This is a genomic window from Kribbella caucasensis, assembly GCF_004361855.1.
Taxonomy (GTDB): Bacteria; Actinomycetota; Actinomycetes; order Propionibacteriales; family Kribbellaceae; genus Kribbella; species Kribbella caucasensis.
Genome location: NZ_SNWQ01000009.1, coordinates 295965 through 318120 on the forward strand (window position 1 = coordinate 295965; position 22156 = coordinate 318120).

17 protein-coding genes are annotated in these 22156 nt (G+C 69.2%); 11 read left to right on the forward strand and 6 right to left on the reverse strand.

Annotated features, from left to right (window positions below):
- The first annotated feature begins 240 nt into the window (after nt 1-240).
- Nucleotides 241-2595, forward strand: a complete 2355-nt coding sequence (locus EV643_RS20645; RefSeq protein WP_133801728.1) for a P-loop NTPase fold protein — start codon at nt 241-243, stop codon at nt 2593-2595.
- 88 nt (nt 2596-2683) lie between these two features.
- On the forward strand, nt 2684-4627 hold the full coding sequence (locus EV643_RS20650; RefSeq protein ID WP_133801729.1) for a TIGR03960 family B12-binding radical SAM protein: 1944 nt from the start codon (nt 2684-2686) through the stop codon (nt 4625-4627).
- Nucleotides 4628-4638: 11 nt separating this feature from the next.
- Here EV643_RS20650 and EV643_RS20655 read toward each other — a convergent pair whose 3' ends face one another.
- The 3 genes from EV643_RS20655 to EV643_RS20665 are packed head-to-tail and all read right to left on the reverse strand — an operon-like array spanning nt 4639 to nt 8553.
- Nucleotides 4639-5967, reverse strand: a complete 1329-nt coding sequence (locus EV643_RS20655; protein ID WP_133801730.1) for a M28 family metallopeptidase — start codon at nt 5965-5967, stop codon at nt 4639-4641.
- A gap of 1 nt (nt 5968) precedes the next feature.
- A complete protein-coding gene (locus EV643_RS44970; RefSeq protein WP_202869655.1) occupies nt 5969-6244 on the reverse strand; it encodes a hypothetical protein in 276 nt (91 codons plus the stop codon).
- Between the two features lie 11 nt (nt 6245-6255).
- On the reverse strand, nt 6256-8553 hold the full coding sequence (locus EV643_RS20665; RefSeq protein WP_255513020.1) for a DUF8189 domain-containing protein: 2298 nt from the start codon (nt 8551-8553) through the stop codon (nt 6256-6258).
- A 293-nt stretch (nt 8554-8846) separates the two neighbouring features.
- On the opposite strand from EV643_RS20665, the gene EV643_RS20670 reads away from it, so the two are divergent.
- Entirely contained in the window at nt 8847-9389 is a 543-nt protein-coding gene (locus EV643_RS20670) for a hypothetical protein (protein WP_133801731.1), read from the forward strand.
- Here EV643_RS20670 and EV643_RS20675 read toward each other — a convergent pair.
- From EV643_RS20675 to EV643_RS20685, 3 genes are read right to left on the reverse strand one after another with little or no spacing between them, the layout of a single operon-like run.
- Nucleotides 9386-10372 (reverse strand): GNAT family N-acetyltransferase, encoded by a 987-nt coding sequence (locus EV643_RS20675; RefSeq protein ID WP_133801732.1) that lies wholly within the window; start codon nt 10370-10372, stop codon nt 9386-9388. The genes EV643_RS20670 and EV643_RS20675 overlap by 4 nt on opposite strands.
- Nucleotides 10373-10413: 41 nt before the next feature.
- Nucleotides 10414-11292 (reverse strand): prephenate dehydratase, encoded by an 879-nt coding sequence (locus EV643_RS20680; RefSeq protein ID WP_133801733.1) that lies wholly within the window; start codon nt 11290-11292, stop codon nt 10414-10416.
- A 39-nt stretch (nt 11293-11331) separates the two neighbouring features.
- Nucleotides 11332-12135 (reverse strand): lysophospholipid acyltransferase family protein, encoded by an 804-nt coding sequence (locus EV643_RS20685; protein WP_133801734.1) that lies wholly within the window; start codon nt 12133-12135, stop codon nt 11332-11334.
- Between the two features lie 163 nt (nt 12136-12298).
- Between EV643_RS20685 and EV643_RS20690 the strand changes: the two genes are divergently transcribed.
- The 8 genes from EV643_RS20690 to obgE all read left to right on the forward strand — a co-directional run bounded on the left by EV643_RS20690 (nt 12299) and on the right by obgE (nt 22155).
- Entirely contained in the window at nt 12299-14617 is a 2319-nt protein-coding gene (locus EV643_RS20690; RefSeq protein WP_133801735.1) for a M64 family metallopeptidase, read from the forward strand.
- A gap of 49 nt (nt 14618-14666) precedes the next feature.
- Complete coding sequence (locus EV643_RS20695) at nt 14667-15161, forward strand: anthrone oxygenase family protein (RefSeq protein WP_133801736.1); 495 nt, start codon at nt 14667-14669, stop codon at nt 15159-15161.
- Between the two features lie 42 nt (nt 15162-15203).
- Entirely contained in the window at nt 15204-15422 is a 219-nt protein-coding gene (locus tag EV643_RS20700; RefSeq protein ID WP_133801737.1) for a hypothetical protein, read from the forward strand.
- A 117-nt stretch (nt 15423-15539) separates the two neighbouring features.
- On the forward strand, nt 15540-16367 hold the full coding sequence (locus EV643_RS20705) for a TIGR03936 family radical SAM-associated protein (RefSeq protein WP_202869656.1): 828 nt from the start codon (nt 15540-15542) through the stop codon (nt 16365-16367).
- Nucleotides 16368-16510: 143 nt separating this feature from the next.
- Nucleotides 16511-19702: an Rne/Rng family ribonuclease gene (locus tag EV643_RS20710; RefSeq protein ID WP_133801738.1), complete on the forward strand. Its 3192-nt coding sequence runs from the start codon at nt 16511-16513 to the stop codon at nt 19700-19702.
- Between the two features lie 141 nt (nt 19703-19843).
- The gene (gene rplU / locus EV643_RS20715) at nt 19844-20161 is read left to right on the forward strand and encodes a 50S ribosomal protein L21 (RefSeq protein ID WP_133801783.1); all 318 of its coding nucleotides are present in this window, start codon (nt 19844-19846) and stop codon (nt 20159-20161) included.
- 12 nt (nt 20162-20173) lie between these two features.
- Entirely contained in the window at nt 20174-20434 is a 261-nt protein-coding gene (rpmA, locus tag EV643_RS20720; protein ID WP_132405181.1) for a 50S ribosomal protein L27, read from the forward strand.
- Between the two features lie 134 nt (nt 20435-20568).
- Nucleotides 20569-22155 carry a GTPase ObgE gene (gene obgE, locus EV643_RS20725; protein ID WP_133801739.1) on the forward strand — a complete coding sequence of 529 codons (1587 nt, stop codon included), beginning with the start codon at nt 20569-20571 and terminating at the stop codon, nt 22153-22155.
- Nucleotide 22156 lies beyond the last annotated feature (1 nt).

Consider the following 22156-nt stretch of genomic DNA (forward strand, 5'->3'; position numbering starts at 1 on the left):
GGGGACTACTTGGAGCGGGGTTCGTCGGGGGGATCGGGGCCGCAACTGGGGAGCTCGGTCAAGAAATGGGGGGCTTGAACATGTAGTAGCCAGTTCAAGGTCCCGGGTTGTTGTTCAAGGTTGCGGGCTCTCGCGTGCGGGGGAAGGCCCACGTCAGCTGAACGACTCTGAGTAGCTGTCAGTGCACGTCCGGTCCGCTAGCCTGCTGACAAGGGGAATGCCATCCGGGGGAGGGGGCTGATGGCTACAAAAGGTGGGACGCCCGCACGCGGGACGGCCTCGGAATCACGGCTCGTCGAGGTTGTCGCTGGGGATCTCTTCGACAGCGACGCCGATGTCATCGTGGTTCCGTGTGATGTCGACGGTGGAGTGGCGCCGGACTTCAAGACCAAGCTCGCCGAACTGCGCATACCTCTTCCCCGGAGCGGTCTCGAGGCCGGATCGGTCGCCGCCGCGGGCCTGACTGTCAAGCGGAGCAAAGGGCCTGTCCGGATCATGTTCGCCGCGGTGGTGACGATCGATCGGGCCACGACGCCAGAGATGGTCGATCAGGCGGCCCGGGAGGTCGCGCGTGCGGCCCCCGAGGCGAGCACGATCGCGTTTCCGTTGCTCGGCACTGGCGCAGGGGGACTGGACCCGGAGGCCGCCGTCCGGGCGATCGTCACCGGGTTCACCGATGGGGGGATCCTGACCCAGCGGGCCGAGATCCGAGTGCTCGATCCCACTGTTGTCGAGCGCTACATGGGCGTGGTCGCGGGCGCCTACCCGGAGACGTACTCGTGGCCATTGAATGACGAGGAAGCCGCGCGGGAAGAGGAATCCCCGCCGGAAGCACCCTCGAAGGCGCGCAAACAGCCGAGCAAGCGGGCGAGCAGGACCCGCGAACAAGCCAGTACGGCGACCACTAAGCAAGCCAGGACGGCGACCACTAAGCAGGCCGGCACAGCGACGACCAAGGAAGCCGGTACGGCGAGCGTCGAGCAGGCCGAGACGGCGACCGGCAAGGGGCGGGACGAGAGCGTTCCTACTCATACCGATGGGCCGGCGGTGGTGGATGAGTTGGGGCGGATGGGGTTCGCGCGGGTGCTGGCGCGGCGGATCCGGGAGACTCGGAAGGAAGAAGCCAGCAACGCCTCCCAGCGAAAGCCCGGTGCGCGAGGCGGCGCGTTCCTGATCCACCTGCATGCGCCGTGGGGAGCCGGGAAGACTTCGGTGCTCAACTTCCTCGCCGACCAGTTGCGGGAGAAGGATGACGACGCCAAGGCGAGGCGGTCGGTCGTCGTCGAGTTCAACGCGTGGCGGCACCAGCGGATCGGGCCGCCGTGGTGGTGGCTGATGACGGCTCTCTACACCGGCGCTGTCCGCGAACTCGACCGCATAGACAAGCGCCGTGCGGTGATGCTCCGGTTGCGCGAATGGTGGTGGCGGTTGAAGGGCGGCTGGCCCGGGTACGTCGCGTTGCTGGCCGTCGCCGCCATCGTCGTACTGGCCTGGCGGACCGGTTGGCTCGGCGAGATCCAGGGCAAGGGGCTGTTCTCGCTCGACACGGCCACCGGTTTCGTGGTGACCGTGGCCGCGATCATCACGCCGGTGCTCACCGTCTGGGGCCTGCTTCGCGGTATCGGTCGCTGGGTGTTCGCGACCTCGGCCCGCGGCGCCAGGCGGTTCGTCGCGAACACCACCGATCCGATGCGACTCGTCCACGAGCATCTCGACGAGCTGGTCGACTGGATCGGTTACGACGTGGTGATCATGATCGACGATCTCGACCGGTGCAAAGGTCCGTACGTGGTCGAGCTGCTGGAGGGCATCCAGACCCTGTTCCGCGATGTCCCGATCACGTACGTCGTCGCAGCCGACCGGGACTGGCTCGCCGACAGCTACGCGGCGGAGTACTCGGACTTCGTCAGCGCGACCGCCGAGGTCGGGCGGCCGGTCGGATTCCTCTTCCTGGAGAAGACTTTCCAGGTCTCCATCGGGCTGCCGAGTGCGCAGATCGATCAGTTCTGGAGCCGGATTCTGCGGTCACCGAACGTGCCGGGGGAGGCCGACCTCAACCGGGCCCGGGCCCAGGCGGCCGCCGATCTCGGCGGGCGATCCAGGCAGGCGGCCCGGCAGGAGGTCGCCGATAACCCGGGCTCCACGCCGGCCGAGATCCAGGCCCGGCGGGAGGTGGTCGCAGTGCAGATGGTGACCGAGCGCGCACAGCAGGAGAACGCCCACACGCTCGAACCCTTCCGGGCCCTGCTCGGCCGGCAGCCGAATCCGCGGATGATGAAGCGGCTGGTGAACGCCTACGGCATCGTCCGCGGGATCGAGACGCTGCAAGGCAACCTGACCGACGACCCGGTCGGCGAGCAGCAGACCGCGCTCTGGACGATCCTCACCCTGCGCTGGCCGAAGCTGGGTGCGTATCTGGCCCGGTACCCCGAGCACGTGGACGCGATCGCCACCGGCACCCTGCCGGCCGGCGTACCGGCCGAGCTCCAGCCGCTGTTCACCGATCCCGAAGTCAAAGCCGTCGTCACGGGCGAGGCCAAGGACATCACCACCCGGCTGGACAGCGAACGGGTGCGCTCCATCCCGCTGCTCTGACCGGGACCCCTGAGCGAACGGATGCGGAGGTTGCCGCGTACCGGCGTTAGTCTGGTAGGCGGTTTGTCCCCGTACCCGAAAGTTTCTGATGACTGTCGAATCCCTGTTCCCGCGGTTGGAGCCGCTGCTGCCTGGTGTGCAGAAGCCGATCCAGTACGTCGGCGGTGAGCTGAACTCGGTCAGCAAGGACTGGGACTCCGCACAGGTCCGGTGGGCGCTGATGTACCCGGACGCGTACGAGGTCGGGCTGCCGAACCAGGGTGTGCAGATCCTGTACGAAGTGCTGAACGAACGCGACCACATCCTCGCCGAGCGGACCTACTCGGTCTGGCCGGACATGGAAAAGGTCATGCGCGAAGGTGATGCGCTTGGCCCTATCCCGCAGTTCACCCTGGACAGCCACCGGCCGGTGCGCGCGTTCGACGTCTTCGGGCTGTCGTTCTCCACCGAGCTCGGGTACACGAACATGCTGACCGCGCTCGACCTGGCCGGCATCCCGCTGTACGCCGTCGACCGGACCGACGAGGACCCGATCGTCCTGGCCGGTGGGCACGCGGCGTTCAACCCGGAGCCGATCGCGGACTTCATCGACGCGGCCGTGCTCGGTGACGGCGAGGAGATCGTGCTCGCCATCTCCGACGTGATCCGCGAGTGGAAGGAAGAGGGCAGCCCGGGCGGGCGCGACGAAGTACTGATGCGCCTGGCCGCGTCGGGTGGCGTCTACATCCCGAAGTTCTTCACCGTCGACTACCTCGAGGACGGCCGGATCAAGCGGGTCGCGCCGAACCGTCACGGGGTGCCGTGGCGGACCGCGAAGCACACCGTGATGGACCTGGACGCCTGGCCCTACCCGAAGAAGCCGCTGGTCCCGCTGGCCGAGACCGTGCACGAGCGGTACTCCGTGGAGATCTTCCGCGGCTGCACCCGGGGATGCCGGTTCTGCCAGGCCGGGATGATCACCCGCCCGGTCCGGGAGCGCAGCATCACCACGATCGGCGCGATGGTCGAGAACGGGCTGAAGCAGTCCGGGTTCGAGGAGGTCGGCCTGCTCAGCCTGTCGTCGGCCGACCACAGTGAGATCGCCGATATCGCCAAGGGGCTGGGCGACCAGTACGAGGGCAGCAACGTCTCGCTCTCGCTGCCGTCGACCCGGGTGGACGCGTTCAACATCACGCTGGCCAACGAGTTCTCCCGCAACGGCCGGCGCAGCGGTCTGACCTTCGCCCCGGAGGGCGGTTCGGACCGGCTGCGCAAGGTGATCAACAAGATGGTCAGCGAGGAGGACCTGATCCGCACCGTCGCGGCGGCGTACAGCCATGGCTGGCGGCAGGTGAAGCTGTACTTCATGTGCGGCCTGCCGACCGAGACCGACGAGGACGTGCTGGCGATCGCGGACCTGGCCAAGAAGGTGATCGCGACCGGGCGGGAGGCGTCCGGCCGTCGTGACATCCGCTGCACGGTGTCGATCGGCGGGTTCGTGCCGAAGCCGCACACCCCGTTCCAGTGGGCCGCCCAGCTCGGTCCGGAGGAGACCGACGCCCGGCTGGCCAAGCTCGGCGCCGCGATCCGGTCGGACCGCAACTACGCCAAGGCGATCGGTTTCCGGTACCACGACGGCAAGCCCGGCATCATCGAGGGCCTGCTGTCCCGCGGCGACCGCCGGGTCGGCCGGATCATCGAGCAGGTCTGGCGCGACGGCGGCCGGTTCGACGGCTGGAGCGAGCACTTCTCCTACGACCGCTGGATCGAGGCGGCCGGCAAGGCGCTGGCGGACGAGCCGGTGGACCTGGCCTGGTACACCACCCGCGAGCGCGAGTACGCCGAGGTGCTGCCGTGGGACCACCTGGACTCCGGCCTGGACCGCGACTGGCTCTGGGAGGACTGGCAGGACAGCCTCGAGCCGGAGGGCGCGATCGAGGTCGAGGACTGCCGCTGGACCCCGTGCTTCGACTGCGGCGTCTGCCCGCAGATGGGAACCGAAATCCAGATCGGCCCCACCGGCAAGAAACTCCTCCCGCTCTCCGTCGTCTGAGCTGACTGAGGTTAGCTGAGGACACCTCCGAGGGACTCGAAGTCTTTCCACTCGGTGCCGTCCCACGCCTTGTGGTGCAGGGCGCGGTCGGTGCCGACGACGAACACATCGAGGCGGCCCGGTCCCCACGAGACCACTGAGCCGGCTGGTCGCGGCCGGGTGACCGGCGCGGTCAGCAACCCGAGCCAGCCGGCCAGCGCCGCCGCGTTCATCCGCAGGATCTCGGCGGCCAGTGACCAGTCGAGGAAGTTCAGCGTGTCGTTCGCGGTGTGGATGTGGCCGTTCGCACTGTCGGCGCCCTCGATGGTGAGGAGCGCCGGGATCCCCGCGTTGATGAAGGGCACGTGATCGCTCGCGAACGGGTTCAGTGATGTCTCCACCTTCAACGACGTGTAGGTCGCGGCCGCCACGGTCAGGTCCGCCATCTGGCTGGTCGACACATTCGCGCCCTCCAACAACACGGTCGGCACAGACGTGTTCTTCGAGGCGATCATGTCCATGTTCAGCACCGCACGGATCCGCGCCCGCTCGGCAGTCGGCAGCGCCGCGACATATTGCTTGCTTCCGTGCAGCCCTTGTTCCTCGCCGCCGAAGAGGATCAGCCGTACGTCGTGTTGCCATGTCCGCGCGGCCAGGATCCGCCCGAGCTCGAGTACTCCGGCCGAGCCGCTCGCGTTGTCGTCGGCCCCGGGCGCCAGACCACTCGCACCGCCGGCCAGGTTGATCGAATCCAGGTGAGCCGTGATCAGAACCACCCCGCGCAGCGCTCCCGCCGAACCGGGCCGGTCTCCGATCAGGTTCTCGGATCGACCCGCGCCCACCGTCACCGGCGTACGGGAGACTCCGTAGCCCATGGCAACCATCCGGGCGGCGGCGAAGTCCACCGCGGTCTTGAACGAGGTACTCGTCGAGTGCCGGGTCGGCAGGTTCGCGAACCAGGTCAGGTCCGCCTGGTACGACGTGGGCGAGAGCAGATCGAGCAGCGCGTCCACCTCGGGATCCACCCGATGAGCGGGCATCGGCGGTACGTCGACCAGCGTTCCGGGCCGAAGGGTTTCCACCCGCCAGCAGTTGTTGTTCCGGCGACGTGGTTTGTCGGCGGCCGAGATCACCAGGTGGCGACCGTGTTCCAGCAGCGGCACCACCTCGGGGTACTCGTCCTGGAAGGTCCGGCCGACCTGGGTCACCAGCAGCAGCCCAGGTGCGGTACGAGAAGCACGGCCGAGTTTCTCGCCGGCCGCGGTCCACACGATCGTCCGGTCGCCGAGCCGGGCCGCGTGCGGGGCATCGGCAGCCTCCAGCGCCGGGACGACGAGATAACGCACAGGTGAGGTCGTCATATCAGTCCTGCCAGACGAGTTCGAGTCGGTCGGGTTGGATGTCGACGATCAGGGCCGAGCCGGTGGTTCCGCGCGCGACCACGCCGGACGGCTCCCACTCGCCGAGGTGCGGTTCCGGGGCGTCGCCGCGGCCGATCAGCCACTCGACGAAGGTGCCATCCGGGCGGAACTCCACCCCCCGCCGGCCGCGGGCCGGCGGGAAGGCGAAGTCGTCTCGGCGGTAGACGGAGATCCCGTCGTGGTCCTCCTCGAAGGAGTGCGTCCACCGGCCGAGCACCTGGTCGCTGTTCAGACCGGCACCGCCTCCTGCGCGGTCGTTGCCGACGGCATCTGAGCGGCTTCCGGGCGGGTGCCCCTGAACTCGCTGATCACGCCGCCCAGCGCCTCGTAGCCGGTGAGCGACGGTCCCCAGGCCGAGCCGTCCCACCACTTGTGGTAGAGCCCGCCGTCGGTGCTGACGACGAACACGTCCAGCCGGTTCTCGTCCCACGCCGTGATCCGCGGCTCGTCGACGCAGATGCCGCCCATGTACTCGTACCCGGTGAGCGACGGTCCCCAGCCGGACCCGTCGTACCACTTGTGGTAGAGCGCGGAGTCGGTGCCGAGGACGAACACGTCGAGCCGGTTCTCGCCCCACGACACGGCTGTCGGCGCCGATGCGCAGGGGCCGCCCATGTACTCGTACCCGGACCACGACGAGCCGTCCCACCACTTGTGGTACAGCGCGGAGTCCGTGCCGATCACGAACAGGTCGAGCCGGTTCTCACCCCACGCGACCACCCGCGGCGGGCTCGCGCAGACGCCGCCGAGCGACTCAAACCCGGACCAGCCGGACCCGTCGTACCACTTGTGCCAGACCGCGTTGTCCGGGCCGAGGACGAAGACGTCCAGCCGGTCGGGGCCCCAGGCAACGACTTCGGGTGGGCTCATGCAGATCCCGCCGAGGTTCTCGTACCCCGCGACGGACGGTCCCCAGGCACCGCTGTCGTACCACTTGTGGTAGATCGCCCGATCGGTGCCGAGCACGAACACGTCCAACCGGTCCTCGCCCCACGTCGTGATGCGTGGCGGGCTCATACAGATCCCGCCGAGCGACTCGTAGCCGGTGACCGACGGTCCCCAGCCGGATCCGTCGTACCACTTGTGGTAGAGCCCGCGGTCGGTTGCGAGGACGAACGCGTCCAGCCGGTTCGGTCCCCAGGCCGCCACTTCCGGAGCACTCATACAGACACCACCCATGTACTCGTAACCGCTGACGGACGGTCCCCAGGCCGATCCGTTCCACCACTTGTGGTACATCGCCCGGTCCGTACCGAGCACGAAAGCGTCCAGCCTGTTGGCGTCCCACGACACCACCGGGCCGGCCGGAGTCGGCGTACCAGCGCCGACTGTGGCCGCGATCAGGGGTGCGCGGACCGTCTCCAGGCAGGCCGCCATCCGGGTCGACTGGTCGTTGGTGAACATCACCATGCCGCGGTCGTCGGTGTAGTCCATGTAGTTCACGAACAGGTCGCCGTTCGGCCCGTTGCTGCAGGACACGTGCGGGAACGCCGGTACGCCGAGGTTCGGGCCGCCCTGGTTCGGGGTGTCGGCGACCTCGTCGCTGCCGGAGCAGCCGGAGCCGTCGTCGCCCCAGATGTGGAACAGGTTCAGGTAGTGCCCGATCTCGTGTGTGGTGGTCCGGCCGAGGTCGAACGGCGCGGCGGCCGTTCCTGTCGTACCGAAACCGCTGTGCAGGATCACGACGCCATCGGTGTCCGCCGGGCCGCCGGGGAACTGCGCGTACCCGAGCAGATTGCCGCTGAGCTGGCAGACCCACACGTTCAGGTACCGGTCAGTCGGCCAGGCGTCGATGCCGCCGGTGGACGTCCTCTTCACCGCGTCGTCGTGGCTGAACCCCGCCCGGGTCGTCTGGGTCCGGGTGACACCCGGATGCGGGTTGCCGCCTGGGTCCTCGGTGGCGAGGTAGAACTCGATCCTCGAGTCCGCGACCAGACCGGTGAATGGCGCGGGGACGAACCCGATGTCGGTGTTCGTCGCGCGGAAGTCACGGTTCAGTACGTCGAGCTGGCTGTCGATCTGGGTCTGCGAGATGTTCTGCGTGGCGGTGTTCCAGACGACGTGGACGACGACCGGGATGCGCGCGATACCGGCGAACCGTTGCTGGCGGGCCACGTATTCCGAAGTCGCGTTCTCCAGGGCGGACCGGGCCGCGGCGTACTCGGGATACGTCGACAGCAGCCGGCGGTGCACGTCCATGACACCGCAGCTCCGCCTGGTGGGTTGCTCGCCGCCCCCGCCACCGGAACCGCCCATACCGCCCATCCCGCTTGAGCCGCCGTCGCCGCCCATGCCCATCGCGGTGCCGCCGCCCGTCGCGCCCATCCGGGATCCGGTCGAACCGCCGGCACCGGGCATACCGCCGCCGGGCATCCCATTCGCCTGCATCCCCGAGTTCTGCGTTCCTTCTGCCGACATGCCGCCCGTCGGCATCCCGTTCTGCTCTTTGCCGGCCGGCATCCCGCCCGGCATCCTGTCGTCGGCCGGGTTCGTCTTTTCCGCTCGCCCGTTGGCCTTCCTCGGCATCATTCCCCCTTGCTCCGGCAGGGGCGCAGAGCAGGACGGAACGCGTCACGCGACCAGCGCGTGCCGCCGGTTCCGGACCGAGACGCTTCCCAGGTCCCCCAGACCCACGAATCAGTCGAAGACGGGGTCCTCCCGCCTTCCCCCACCGAACAGGCTGCCCCCAAGTCACTGCTCGGTTCCACCTTGCTCTCGTCACCGCAAGTGCACAACCCCGTGGAACCGGGTAGTCAGCTCCACCGAAAACCCCCACCAGGTTGGAGAATTGCTTGAAACCGCAAAGGGGGCACATCGGGATGCGACGAGAGCTGACCGTTCCGTTCGAGATTCGCGGGCAACGCGGCCTGATCAACGTCCGGGTGTTGCCGAACGAGGATCCGTGGGCGTCCGGCCACCAACTCGTCGTACCGGATCTCGACGCCGAGGCGTTCCGCGGTTTCCCGATCTGTACGGCGACGCTGCGGTACCACGGGCAGGGCATCAACTCGATCATGGGCTGGGTCCAGGTGATCACCTTCGACGGCGCCGCGACGGTCGACGTGCTGCCTTTCCTCGCCGACGCCGGGCCGCTGTACACGTACGGCCATCTGCCCACGTTCTTCGATGCGCCCGCGAACCCGGGGCACCCGGACGGCGTGTGGCGCGCGGACACGTTCCTGGTGGTCGTGCCCGACGTGATCCACTCCCGCACGCTGTCCCCGGTCGCCGCATTCTCCTGGGGCTATCGCCTGACCGGCGGCTTCCCCGACGTACTGGACCCAGAACGCCTGGACGCCGCCGACTGGTCCGGCCACCGCGAGGTACTGGTCAGCCGGTATCCGGGTTGGACGTTCGGCTAAAGGTCCAGCTGGAGGTTCACCCTCTGATCGACCGGGCGGAAGCCGAGGTGCTCGTTGACCGCGATCATCGGGGCGTTCTCGGGTGCGTTCCAGGTGTGCAGGACGGACGGGCGGTCGAGTCCGGCCTGAAGCGAACGCAGGTTCGGCACCTTGACGGCCATCCCGAGCCGATTGCCGCGGTGCTCCGGCCGGACGAATGTGTCGAACTGGTAGAGCCGCGAGGGATCCTTGGTCGCACCACCCATCTGCGTGTACGCCGCCAGCCGGCCGTCACCGTCGACCGCGACCGTGGTGTGGCAGAACCGCCCCTGCGCGATCCGGCGCGCCTCGGTCTCCCGAACCCGCTCCGGCGTCCACCGCTGCAACTCGACGTCCAGCTCACCCCGCGGAACGTCCCGGCTCATCGCCGACAACGCATCGGCCATCTCCCCGACCCATTCGTCCGGCGTATGCTCCCGCCACTGCACGATCTTGTATCCGTCGACCACCCGGTCCAACGCGTCGATCGCGGCGTCGCCCAACGGCAACTCCAGCACCTGATGCAACTCGGTGTGCTTCCGGACGAACCCGTGCGCCTCGGCGAACGCCGTACCGGAGCTCTCACCCGACGCCGCGTCCGCGACAACCGTCGTCGTGAACCGCCGCCGCCCCTCCGCAAGCGCCCGCTCCTTCACCGCCTCCAGCAGCCGGGTCCCCACCCCACGCCGCCGGTACTGCGGACTCACGGCGAGCTCGACGTCCACGACATCCGTGTTCTCCAGCAGCCACCAGTCCAGCCACGCCATCCCGAGCCACTCATCGCCGTCAACCAGCCCGAGCCCGTCCGACCGGGTGTCGGTGTGGTCCCCGGTGAACAACACCCGGGCCTCCTCCAACCCGAGCCCCGCCGGAAACTCCTGCTCCGCCCGCCGAACCTCGTCGCGCAGCCGGAAGAACCGTTCGAACTGCGCCGCATCCAGCCCGTCCACCCCCACGATCTCCATGCGGGAGACCCTACCCAGACAACCCGTTCACGGCCTGGGAATCAGTGGTGGGGGCGGAGCGCTCGGTTGGCGGCTGGTTCGGCGATTTGGGCGCGGAACGGGTGGGCCGGGTAGACGCCGAGGAGACGGACCTCGACGGAGAAGAAGGCCAGTTCCTCCAGCGCGAGGGCGACCTGCGGCTGGTCCGGGTGGCCCTCGATGTCGGCGTAGAACTGGGTGGCGAAGAAGGTGCCGCCGAGTTGGTAGCTCTCCAGCTTGGTCATGTTCACGCCGTTGGTGGCGAACCCGCCGAGCGCCTTGTAGAGCGCGGCGGAGACGTTCCGGACGCGGTACACGAAGCTGGTGATGACCGGACCGGAGTCGACTGGCGGGATGTCGGCCTCGCGGGACAGGACCAGGAACCGGGTGGTGTTGTGGTGCTCGTCCTCGACGTCCGAGGCGAGCACGTCCAGGCCGTACAGCCCAGCCGCGGCGCGGGGCGACAGGGCGGCGATGGCCGGGTCGTTCAGCTCGGCGACCTCCCGGGCGGCGCCCGCGGTGTCGTCGGCGACCACGGTGGTCCAGCCGTGTTCGCGGATGACCTTGCGGCACTGGCCGATCGCGTGCACGTGGCTGCGGACGGTCCGGATCGAGTCCAGCGACGAGCCGGGCAGGCCGAGCAGCTGGAAGTGGATCGGCAGGAAGTGCTCGCCGACGATGTGCAGACCGGACTCCGGCAGCAGGTGGTGGATGTCGGCCACCCGCCCCGCGATCGAGTTGTCCACCGGGATCATGGCGAGACCGGCCGCGCCCGTGCTGACCGCCTCGAGCGCGTCCTCGAACGTCGTACAAGGCAGCTGCTCGCGGTCCGGGAACATCTCGGTGCACGCCATCGCCGAGTTGGCGCCTGGCTCACCCTGATATGCGATCGGTCCGTCCACGATCTCCCAGGGTAGACCCACGATGTCTCACACCCCGGATCAGGTGTCCGTCTTACGGACCTTCTTGGGTGCGCCGGTGGTCGCCCGGCCCTCCAGCGCCTTGGCCTTGGTGGCATACATGTCGATGTACTCCTGGCCGGACAGCTCCATGATCTTGTACATGATCTCGTCGGTGACGGCCCGCAGGATCAGCCGGTCGCCCTCCATCCCCTCGTACCGGGAGAAGTCCAGCGGCGCGCCGAACTTGATCGTGGGGGAGGCCATCGACGCGACCACCTTGCCGGGCGGCGCGACCTTGTCGGTGCCGATCACCCCGCACGGGATCACCGGCACCTTCGCCTCCAGCGCCAGCCGGGCCACCCCGGTCCGGCCCTTGTACAGCCGGCCGTCGTGCGACCGGGTCCCCTCGGGGTAGATGCCGAACAGTTCGCCACGCTCCAGCACCTTCATCCCGGCCCGCATCGCGCCCTCGGCCGCCGACCCGCCGGACCGGTCGATCGGCACCTGGCCGGTGCCCTTGAAGAAGCCGCGCTGGAACCGGCCCTTGATCCCGGCGCCGACGAAGTAGTCCGACTTCGCCACGAACGTGATCCGGCGGCGGACCACCAGCGGCATGAAGATCCAGTCCGCGTACGACAGGTGGTTGCTGGCGATGATCGCCGGTCCCTGTGCCGGGATGTGCTCGGCGCCCTCGACCTTGGGCCGGAAGATGCGTTTGACCGGTGGGTCGATCAGCACGTTCTTCAGCAAGAAGTAAATGCCCTTGCCATCACCGTCACCGGCGTCGTCGACCGGTCTGTTCCGGTCCGGCTCTGGCCGCGGCGACTGTGCCGGTTGCGTCATCGACATCCCTTCCTCACGTTCCCCGAGCCCTCATGATGCCGTACGACACCCGCCCGGCGCTGCAGGCCGAACCCAGGATCCGCCGCGCGGGAATCGCTGACAATTCAGGCGAAGGCTTCGTAGGCTTCTCACGGTGCGCCGTTCAGCTGGGGAGGGCCGGGTTGTGAAGACTGGATTCAAGGCGGGGCGGCTGACAGCGGTGCTGGGCGTCGCGGCGGCGGTCCTCGTCGGCCTCCCGATTGCTGCCGGCGCAACGACCGCGGCCGGTCCGCCGGCGACAGCCTCCGGTACGACGGCCGACGGGCCTGCCGTGGTCCCGATCCAGGTGACCGGGCCTGCGACGTCTCGCTTCAACCTGGTCGTGATGGGCGACGGCTACACCGCGGCCGAGCTGCCGAAGTTCCGCGCCCAGGTCGACAAACACCTGAACGTTCTGTGGAGCATCGAGCCGTTCAAGTCGTACCGCAACTACCTCAACGTCTACGCGGTCGAGATCCCGTCCCCCGAGAGCGGCGTCGACTGCGACCCCGACCTCACCTCGCCGAAGGTGGACACCCCGCTGCAGATGGGTTTCTGGGGCGGCTGCAACCCGAACAGCGTGCAACGGCTGCTGACCGTCAGCTCGACCGCCGCCGCGCAGTACGCCGATCTGGTCCCCGGCACCACCTCCGCCAACCGCCAGATCCTTGCTATCGGCAACAGCGACACGTACGGCGGCGCGGGCGGCACCTACGCGACCGCGTCCGGCGGCAACGCGTTGTCCGCGCTGATCACCCCGCACGAACTCGGTCACTCGCTCGGCGGACTGGAAGACGAGTACGACTACTACGCCCGCGGCGACCGGGGTGCGCCGTACGCCGGGCCCGAGCCGACCTCGATCCACCACACCCTGCTGACCGAGCAACAACTGCTCGACCAGCAGCTGAAGTGGTGGCGCTGGCTCGGCGAGGAGAGCGAGTCGGGCGGCAGGATCGGCCGCTATGAGGGCGGGATGTACGCCGGGTCCGCGATCTGGCGGCCGAGCCGGCATTCGATGATGAAGACGCTCGGGTACTACTTCGACCAGATCTCCCGGGAGCGGATGACCCAGCGGATCTCGTCCCGAGCGTCGCTGTTCCAGGGCAGTACGCCGGTGGGCCAGGTCGCGGGCGATCAGGTCGTCTGGCTGCAAACGCTGCACCCGGCCGACCACGAACTCGACGTCACCTGGACCCTCGACGGCGAACCGCTGCCCGCCGGCAACGCCCGCGCGATCGACCTCGGCAAGCTGACCCTGACGCCGGGAACGCACATCCTGACGGCCAAGATCGTCGACCCGACCGAGTTCGTCCGCGATCCCGCGGTCCGGGCCTCGGCCGCGCTCACCGCGACCCGCAGCTGGACCATCGACAGCACGCTCACCGCCCGGGCGTCGGACCAGCCCGCGACCTTCACCACGTCCACTGCGACGGACCAACCGGTCAACGCCGACGAGGTCGTGTACGTCGAGACCACCCAGTCCGACTCCGCCCAGCCGGCCGTCAGCTGGCAACTCGACGGTCGCCCGGCCGTGAACCCGGGTAACGACCGCGACTTCGACCTGGAGCCGCTTCGTTTGACCGGGCGCCACACGTTGACCGCGACCGTCGACGGTGACACCCGCAGCTGGGCCGTGGACGGCGTCGAGCCCGTGGTCGGTTCGACCCTGTCCAAGCCGTTGTTGACGGTGACGAAACCCAGCGGACCGGAGTACATCTTCAACGACGCCTTCACGATGAAGCTCACCGCGACCGACGACACCGATGGGTACGTCGTACCGGAGTTCCGGGTGAACGGCGACGGTTGGTACAACTACTACGGCTGGCCGACGGACGCGGACGCGCCGTTCCGCTTCACCGCCGAGGGGACCGAGATCGACCAGCTCGTGTACGGCAAACTCGGTGTGCCGCGAGTGGTGCCGTGGGACGACGTGCCGTCCGGATACGGCCGCCACACAGTCGAATACCGCGCGATCGATGCCCCCGGCAACATCGGTACGCCGGGCCGGTTCGCGGTCACGTTGTTGCGCCCGGCCCCGACTTGTACGACCACGATCACGGGCGTCCTTGATGGTCCGCTGGTGGTGCGTTCAGGGGTCACGTGTCTGCAGGGTGCGACGGTTCGCGGTCCGGTTACGGTGAGCGCTGGGGCGTCCCTGGTTGCCACAGATAGCCGGATCGTTGGGCCGGTCAGTGGTTCGAGGGCGGCGCAGGTCCACCTGCTCCGCAGTACGGTCAACGGGCCGGTCTCGATCGACGGGATCACCGGGGCGGCGGTCCTGGTCGGGTCGACGGTGACCGGTCCGGTTTCGGTGGTCGGCGCGCGGACGGCGGAGCCCGTCGTACTGGCCGGCAACACCATCGGCGGGCCGCTTGCTTGCTCGGCGAACTCGGCGACGCCGACCAACCTGCAGGCGCCGAACCAGGTCTCCGGGCCGCGATCCGGCCAATGCGCGAAGTTGTGACAGGTTTTTGTCAGCGGGGTCCGATAGTTTGCCGTCAAGGAGGGTGGCGATGAACGGACTGCGGGTGGCCTCATTGCTGGCGGCCACGATCACGACCGGGATGATGGCCGGCGTGTTCGGGATCTACGCGAACGCGATCATGCCCGGGCTGGCGAAGACCGACGACAAGACGTTCGTGGGGTCGTTCCAGGCGATGGACCGGGCCATCGTGAACCCGGTGTTCCTGATGCTCGGGTTCCTCGGCGCGCTGGTGTTCACCCTGCTCGCCGGGTTGCTGCAGCTGGGGGAGAAGGCGCTGCCGTGGATCGCGGTCGCGTTCGTGCTCTACCTGGGCTCCGTGATCATCACGTTCGCGGTGAACCTGCCACTGAACGACGCGATCAAGGCGGCGGGCGATCCGAACTCGATCGACGTCGCCGCGGTCCGCGAAGCCTTCAACGAGACCCGCTGGCGAACCTTCAACCTGGCCCGAGTCGCGCTCAACACGATCGCCTTCGGCCTCCTCACCTGGGCCCTCTACCTGACCGGCAAGTCAGCCGCCTGACCGTGCCGGGCCGGGCGGCCAGTTGGGGCCGAGGACTACCGGATGCTGCTGACGGTGATCGCCGGCATCTCCCTCGGCGTCGCCACGACCACCCTGCCGGTCCTGATCGAGGGCCCGTACGGCAGCTGGGTGTACGCCGCGCCCGGCTGGCTCCTCTTCGTCTTCGCCCTGCTTGTCTTCGCCGCGATCGTGGTCGCGAACGTCCAGCAGGAGCGCTCGCGCAACGAGCTGGCCACCTACGGCGTACTCCCGACCCTCTAGCTCTCCGATAACCGGACAGCCGGAGGCTGAGGTGACGGTGCCGGTGGCGAGGTGGGGTTGGGGGAGTGGGGCGGACGAATTGGGGGCGGGGGCGGCTGGGCTGCCAGAATGGCGTTCGTGGCACCAGTTCAAGCTCCGCCGTCCCAGCAATTGCCGGCTGTGCAGAAGTTGCGCGTCCGGTTCGCCAAGCGGGGCCGGCTGCGGTTCACCTCGCACCGGGACTTCCAGCGCGCGTTCGAGCGGGCGGTCCGGCGGGCGGAGCTGCCGGTGGCGTTCTCGCACGGGTTCAGCCCGCACCCGAAGATCTCGTACGCCGGGGCCGCGCCGACCGGGGCCGCCTCGGAAGCGGAGTACTTGGAGATCTCGCTCACACACGAGCGCGCCCCCGAGCAGGTCCGGGCGGCCCTCGACGAGGCGCTGCCGCCGGGGCTCGACATCCTCGAGGTGGTGACCGCGGCCGGCGGCTCGCTGGCCGAGCGGCTGGAGGCCAGCGAGTGGCTGATCTCGTTACCAGGTGTCGATCCGGTCACCGCCCAGCCGGCCGTCGAGGCGTTCCTGGCCCGGGACGAAATTCTGGTCGAGCGCATGACCAAACGGGGACTTCGCTCGTTCGATTGTCGGGACGCCGTTCTCCGACTCGCGGTCGGCAGTGAACCGGCGCCGGTTGCGTCATGTGCGATACTGCAAGTGGTGTTACGGCACGGAACCCCGGCCGTGAGACCCGACGACGTTCTCGCCGGCATGCTGGAGGTAGCGGCGCTCCCGGTGTCGGGCCCGGCTCTCTTGACCAGGCTCGCCCAGGGCCCGCTCATCGCGGCCACCGGCACAGTGGACGATCCGCTCGCTCGTGACCGCGACGCCACCCAGGCGACCGCGACCGGCCAGGTGGACAGCCACCAGACGCATTCCGCGGAGGGCGACGCCGCCGCTCCGACTACGCCCTGAAGCGTGGAGGAGCGGACCCCGGAAAGGCTTCCGCCGCACCGGCACCACGCCGGAAGTGGCGAGACCGTGACCGCTTTCTGGCTGCGCCGGACCCGTGACAGGGGTCGCAGGATGCGCCGGAAGGCCTGAGGAGACCGCACCATATGCTCGAAAACGAGCCGAACGAACACACCGAGGCAGCCGACAGCGCTGCCGCCACAAGCCAGCAGCCCACCACCACGGGCGCTGCCAAGAAGACGACCCGCAAGCGCGCCACCAAGAAGGCCGCCGCCGTGGACCCCGCGGCCGTGGATGCCGCCGCCGCGCCGGCCCAGGCGGTGAGCACCCAGTCGGACGCCGAGAGCGCCGACCCCGCGCCGGCGAAGAAGACCGCCAAGCGAACCACGAAAAAGGCGGCCGCGAAGGCCCCGGCGAAGACGGCCACCGCGAAGAAGACCACCGTCAAGCGCACCACGAAGAAGTCCGCCTCCGCCCAGGACACCCTGCCGGAGGCTGACAGGGCGGACGGTTCGGCCGATCTGGCCGCTGGTGAGAGCCTGGCCGACGCCGGTCCGGTCGTCGAGGCGGCCGATTCCGCGCCCGCCCAGACCGCGACGAGCCAGACCGCGAAGAAGACTACCCGCCGGCGTACCTCGAAGAAGGCCGCCGCCCCCCAGCCTGACCTGCTCTCCGCCGACACCCCGGTCACCGACGGCCCGCCAGCCGACGCGCTCGCGGAAGACGAGGACCTCCCGGCGGACGAGCTCGCCGAAACCCAGCTGACCGAGAAGGCCGCCGCCCAGGTCGAGGCGGCCGGTGAGGAGCCGGCCCCGAGCGGACGGCGTACGAGGCGCCGCGCGCCCGCGGCAGCCGCAGTACTGTTCCAGGCTCCGCAGGTCCCGGCGCAGGCTCCGGCGCAGGCCGCAGCCACTAGCCCGGTCGAAGCGACCGCCGAAGCGGCGGACGAGCAGCCGGCCACCACCACGAGCAGCCGCCGCCGTCGCAGCCGCCGGTCCCGGGACGCCGAGGAGATCGCCGACCGCACCGACCAGGCCCAGCCGGCCGAGACCACCCACGCCAAGGCCGCCCACGCCAAGGCCGCCGACACCAAGGCAGCCGACACCAGGGCTGCTGACGCCAAGGTTGCCGACGACAAGGCCGACGCCACCGAGGCCGACGTCGAGCTCGACGCCGAGGGCGAGGGCGAGGAGACCGGCGACGGCAGCCGTCGCCGTCGTCGCCGCCGGGGCGGCCGTCGCCGTCGCAAGACCGGTGACGTGGACGGCGCGGACGAGACCGCCGAGGACGAGGCCGACGCCGACAGCGCCGGGCAGGACAACGCCGCCGAGGACCAGGACGACGCCGAGGACGCCGAGTCCGAGGACGAGGGCGCCGAAGGTGAGGGCTCGAGCAGTACGTCGCGCCGCCGTCGCCGTCGTCGTCGCCGCCGGGGCGAGGCCGACGCGGGTGCGCCGGACGACCCGGACGAGACCGTCGTCCGCGTCCGCGAGCCGCGTAGCAAGGCCACCACGAACGAGATCACCGCAGTCGAGGGCTCGACCCGGCTGGAGGCGAAGAAGCAGCGCCGCCGCGAGGGCCGCGCCGCCGGCCGCCGCCGCGCGCCGATCGTCACCGAGGCCGAGTTCCTGGCCCGGCGCGAGTCGGTCGAGCGGACCATGGTGATCCGGTCCCGCGAGGACCTGACCCAGATCGCCGTCTCCGAGGACAACGTCCTGGTCGAGCACTACGTCGCCCAGGCCGAGCAGACCTCGCTGATCGGCAACGTGTACCTCGGCCGGGTGCAGAACGTGCTGCCCAGCATGGAGGCCGCGTTCATCGACATCGGCAAAGGCCGCAACGCCGTCCTGTACGCCGGTGAGGTGGACTGGAACACGCTCGGCGCCGGCAACGGCCCGCGCAAGATCGAGTCGGTGCTGAAGTCCGGCCAGTCGGTGCTGGTCCAGGTGACCAAGGACCCGATCGGCCACAAGGGCGCCCGGCTCACCAACCAGGTCAGCCTGCCCGGCCGGTACGTCGTGTACGTGCCGCGCGGGGGCAACGGTGGGATCAGCCGCAAGCTGCCGGACACCGAGCGGAACCGGCTGAAGACCATCCTCAAGGACATCGTCCCCGACGAGGCCGGCGTGATCGTCCGGACCGCGGCCGAGGGCGCCTCCGAGGAAGAGCTGACCATGGACGTCAGCCGGCTGCAGAAGTACTGGGACGACATCGAGAAGAAGTCGAAGAACGGCCAGTCCCCGCAGCTGCTGTACGGCGAGCCCGATCTGCTGATCCGGGTGGTCCGCGACCTGTTCACCGAGGACTTCGCCAAGCTGGTGATCTCCGGTGACGACGCCTACGACAAGGTCCGCGAGTACGTCGAGGGCGTGGCTCCGCACCTGGCCGACCGGGTGGAGAACTGGTCTGGTGGCAGCGACGTGTTCGCCAGCTACCGGATCGACGAGCAGATCAAGAAGGCGCTGGACCGCAAGGTCTGGCTGCCGTCGGGCGGCTCGCTGGTGATCGACCGGACCGAGGCGATGACGGTGGTCGACGTGAACACCGGCAAGTTCACCGGCTCCGGCGGCAACCTCGAGGAGACCGTCACCAAGAACAACCTGGAGGCGGCCGAGGAGATCGTCCGGCAGCTCCGGCTCCGCGACATCGGCGGCATCATCGTGATCGACTTCATCGACATGGTGCTGGAGTCGAACCGGGACCTGGTACTGCGCCGGCTGGTCGAGTGCCTCGGCCGGGACCGGACCAAGCACCAGGTCGCCGAGGTGACGTCGCTGGGCCTGATCCAGATGACCCGCAAGCGGATCGGTACCGGGCTGCTCGAGGCGTTCAGCGAGAACTGCGACCACTGTGGTGGCCGCGGTCTGATCCTGCACGACGAGCCGAAGGAGTCCCGCCGCCGCGGTGGCGACGGGCGCGGTGGTCAGCCGGAGCAGAAGCCCGCCGCCGAAGGGGAGGCGCGGAAGAGCTCCAGTTCCCGCCGCAACCGGGGCAAGGGCCGCGGCCGCGACGACGAGCAGGCCGAGACCCCGGAGCCCGCCAACAACGCCGACGCCGCCCAGCGCCTCGCCCAGATCGCCGCCGCCTCGGCGCTGGCGAACGGCACGGGGGAGAGCCACGAGCCCGCCGGCTCCGAGCCCGTCGTACACCAAGAACCCAGCGCAGCAGCCCAAGCGGAGCCCCAGGCCGAGCCGCAGGCTGAGCCCCAGACCTCTGGCCGTCGCCGGCGGAGCAGCAGGAGCCGGGGCAAGGCGACCGAGAGTGCTGGAAGTGACGCCGGCAGCAACGGCACCGAGGCCGCTGCCAGCGCTCCCGAGCTCGTCTCCACCGGTAATTGACCCCGGTTTGACCGGCCTGTGACGCGCGCCGTAAACTTGAGCTTCGGCGCGCGTCACGCGTGCCTCCTTTGTGTGGGCCGCTAACGCAGGTCTGTGCAGGCCCCGTAAGAACTTCCGAACAAACAGAGAGTGAGATCCACGGTGTACGCGATCGTGCGCAGTGGCGGCACCCAGCAGAAGGTCGCCGTCGGCGATGTCATCGAGATCGACAGCCTGACGGACCAGGTCGGCGACACGGTGTCGTTGTCCGCAGTCCTGGTCGTCGATGGTGACACCGTGACGACCGACGCTGCGGCGCTGGCCAAGGTGGCCGTGTCGGCCGAGGTCCTCGGGCGCACCAAGGGCCCGAAGATCCACATCCTGAAGTACAAGAACAAGACCGGTTACCGCAAGCGCCAGGGGCACCGCCAGCACTACACCCAGGTCAAGGTCACCGAGATCTCCGCGAAGAAGAAGTGAGCTGATCTAGAGATGGCACACAAAAAGGGAGCAGCGTCGACCCGTAACGGTCGCGACTCCAACGCGCAGCGGCTCGGTGTGAAGCGCTACGGCGGCCAGCTGGTCAACGCGGGCGAGATCATCGTCCGGCAGCGGGGCACCCACTTCCACCCGGGCAACCTGGTCGGCCGCGGCGGTGACGACACCCTGTTCGCGCTGGCCGAGGGCAAGGTGGAGTTCGGCACCCGGCGCGGACGCCGCGTCGTCAACATCGTCCCGGCCCCGGCGGAGTAATACCGCCACCCGGCACGAACAAGAGCTCTGAAAGGGGCGGGTCGCGGAATACCGCGCACCCGCCCCTTTGCTGTGTAAGAGACAGAACGTGTAAGAGACAGAACCCAAAGCCTGCAGGAAGTAGAGAAACACCGATGGCCATCCCCAGTTTCGTCGACCGTGTCACGGTGCATGTCACCGGCGGCCATGGCGGAAACGGCTGCGCCTCGGTGCACCGGGAGAAGTTCAAGCCCCTAGGCGGTCCCGACGGCGGCAACGGAGGGGACGGCGGCTCGGTGATCCTCCGTGTCGACCCGAACCTGACCACCCTGGTCGACTACCACCGCTCCAGCCACCGCAACGCCACGAACGGTGCCCAGGGCAAGGGTGACCACCAGGCCGGCAGCAACGGCGGCGACGTGGTACTGCCCGTCCCCGACGGCACAGTCGTCGGTACGCCGGACGGCGAGGTGCTCGCGGACCTCGTCGGACCGGGCGCGGAGTTCGTCGCGGCGCAGGGCGGGAAGGGCGGTCTCGGCAACGCGGCGCTGGCCAGTTCGACCCGGAAGGCGCCCGGTTTCGCGCTGCTCGGCGAGGACGGCGAGGAACGCACCATCGTCCTCGAGCTCAAGGTGGTTGCCGATATCGGCCTCGTCGGCTTCCCGAGTGCGGGCAAGTCGTCGCTGGTGGCGTCGATCAGCCGGGCCCGGCCGAAGATCGCGGACTACCCGTTCACCACGCTGATCCCGAACCTCGGGGTCGTCGTGGCTGGTGAGACCACGTTCACCGTCGCCGACGTACCGGGCCTGATCGAGGGCGCCAGCGAGGGCCGCGGTCTCGGGCACGACTTCCTCCGGCACGTCGAGCGGTGTGCGGCCCTGGTCCACGTGATCGACTGCGCCACCTACGAACCGGGCCGCGATCCGCTCAGCGACCTGGACACGATCGAGGCCGAGCTCGAGGCGCACGGTGGCCTGGAGGACCGGCCCCGGCTGGTCGCGCTGAACAAGATCGACGTGCCGGACGCCAAGGAGATCGCCGTGATGGTGACGGCCGAGCTGGAGCAGCGCGGCCTGCGGGTGTTCCCGATCTCGACCGCGAGCCATGAAGGGCTGGAGGCCCTGAAGTTCGCGATGGCCGAGATCGTCAGGAAGCAACGCGAAGAGGCGGAGAAGCCGGACACCACCCGGATCGTGATCCGGCCACAGGTTGCCGGCGGCCCCGAGTTCAAGGTGCGGCAGACCCCCGACGGCGAGTGGCTGGTGACGGGGGAGAAGCCGGAGCGCTGGGTCCGGCAGACCGACTTCGGCAACGCCGAGGCGACCGGGTACCTGGCCGACCGGCTGAACCGGCTCGGCGTCGAGAAGGAGCTGCTCGAGCGCGGTGCGGTCGAAGGCGACGCGGTGATCATCGGCGACGGCCCGAACGCGATCGTTTTCGACTTCGCGCCCGAGGTCCAGGCCGGTGCGGAGATCCTGGCCCGCCGGGGTGAGGACCACCGGCTGGAGGAGCCGCGGCCGGCCGTTCAGCGGCGGCGCAGCAAGGACTCGGATTACCACGCCTTCAAAGCCGGTGAGCTGGCGAGGCCGGCCGACCTGTCGGAGTACGGGCAGGGCTGGGTCGACGACGAGGTGGACCTGTCCCCGGCCGAGACGAAGGCGGCCGCCAAGGCCGCGGCGAAGCTGGCGCGCAAAGAGGCGCGCGAGCAGGCCGCGGGTCAGGAACTCGATCAGGACGAGTGAT

Excerpts from the sequence above, each read along its gene's own strand:
- rpmA (WP_132405181.1), top strand. The coding sequence starts at position 20,174 with ATGGCACACAAAAAGGGAGCAGCGTCGACCCGTAACGGTCGCGACTCC.
- EV643_RS20650 (WP_133801729.1), top strand. The coding sequence starts at position 2,684 with ATGACTGTCGAATCCCTGTTCCCGCGGTTGGAGCCGCTGCTGCCTGGT.
- EV643_RS20685 (WP_133801734.1), bottom strand. The coding sequence starts at position 12,135 with ATGACGCAACCGGCACAGTCGCCGCGGCCAGAGCCGGACCGGAACAGA.
- EV643_RS20675 (WP_133801732.1), bottom strand. The coding sequence starts at position 10,372 with ATGGAGATCGTGGGGGTGGACGGGCTGGATGCGGCGCAGTTCGAACGG.
- EV643_RS20665 (WP_255513020.1), bottom strand. The coding sequence starts at position 8,553 with ATGCCGAGGAAGGCCAACGGGCGAGCGGAAAAGACGAACCCGGCCGAC.
- EV643_RS20710 (WP_133801738.1), top strand. The coding sequence starts at position 16,511 with ATGCTCGAAAACGAGCCGAACGAACACACCGAGGCAGCCGACAGCGCT.
- EV643_RS20645 (WP_133801728.1), top strand. The coding sequence starts at position 241 with ATGGCTACAAAAGGTGGGACGCCCGCACGCGGGACGGCCTCGGAATCA.
- EV643_RS20700 (WP_133801737.1), top strand. The coding sequence starts at position 15,204 with ATGCTGCTGACGGTGATCGCCGGCATCTCCCTCGGCGTCGCCACGACC.
- obgE (WP_133801739.1), top strand. The coding sequence starts at position 20,569 with ATGGCCATCCCCAGTTTCGTCGACCGTGTCACGGTGCATGTCACCGGC.
- EV643_RS20695 (WP_133801736.1), top strand. The coding sequence starts at position 14,667 with ATGAACGGACTGCGGGTGGCCTCATTGCTGGCGGCCACGATCACGACC.
- EV643_RS20655 (WP_133801730.1), bottom strand. The coding sequence starts at position 5,967 with ATGACGACCTCACCTGTGCGTTATCTCGTCGTCCCGGCGCTGGAGGCT.
- EV643_RS20670 (WP_133801731.1), top strand. The coding sequence starts at position 8,847 with ATGCGACGAGAGCTGACCGTTCCGTTCGAGATTCGCGGGCAACGCGGC.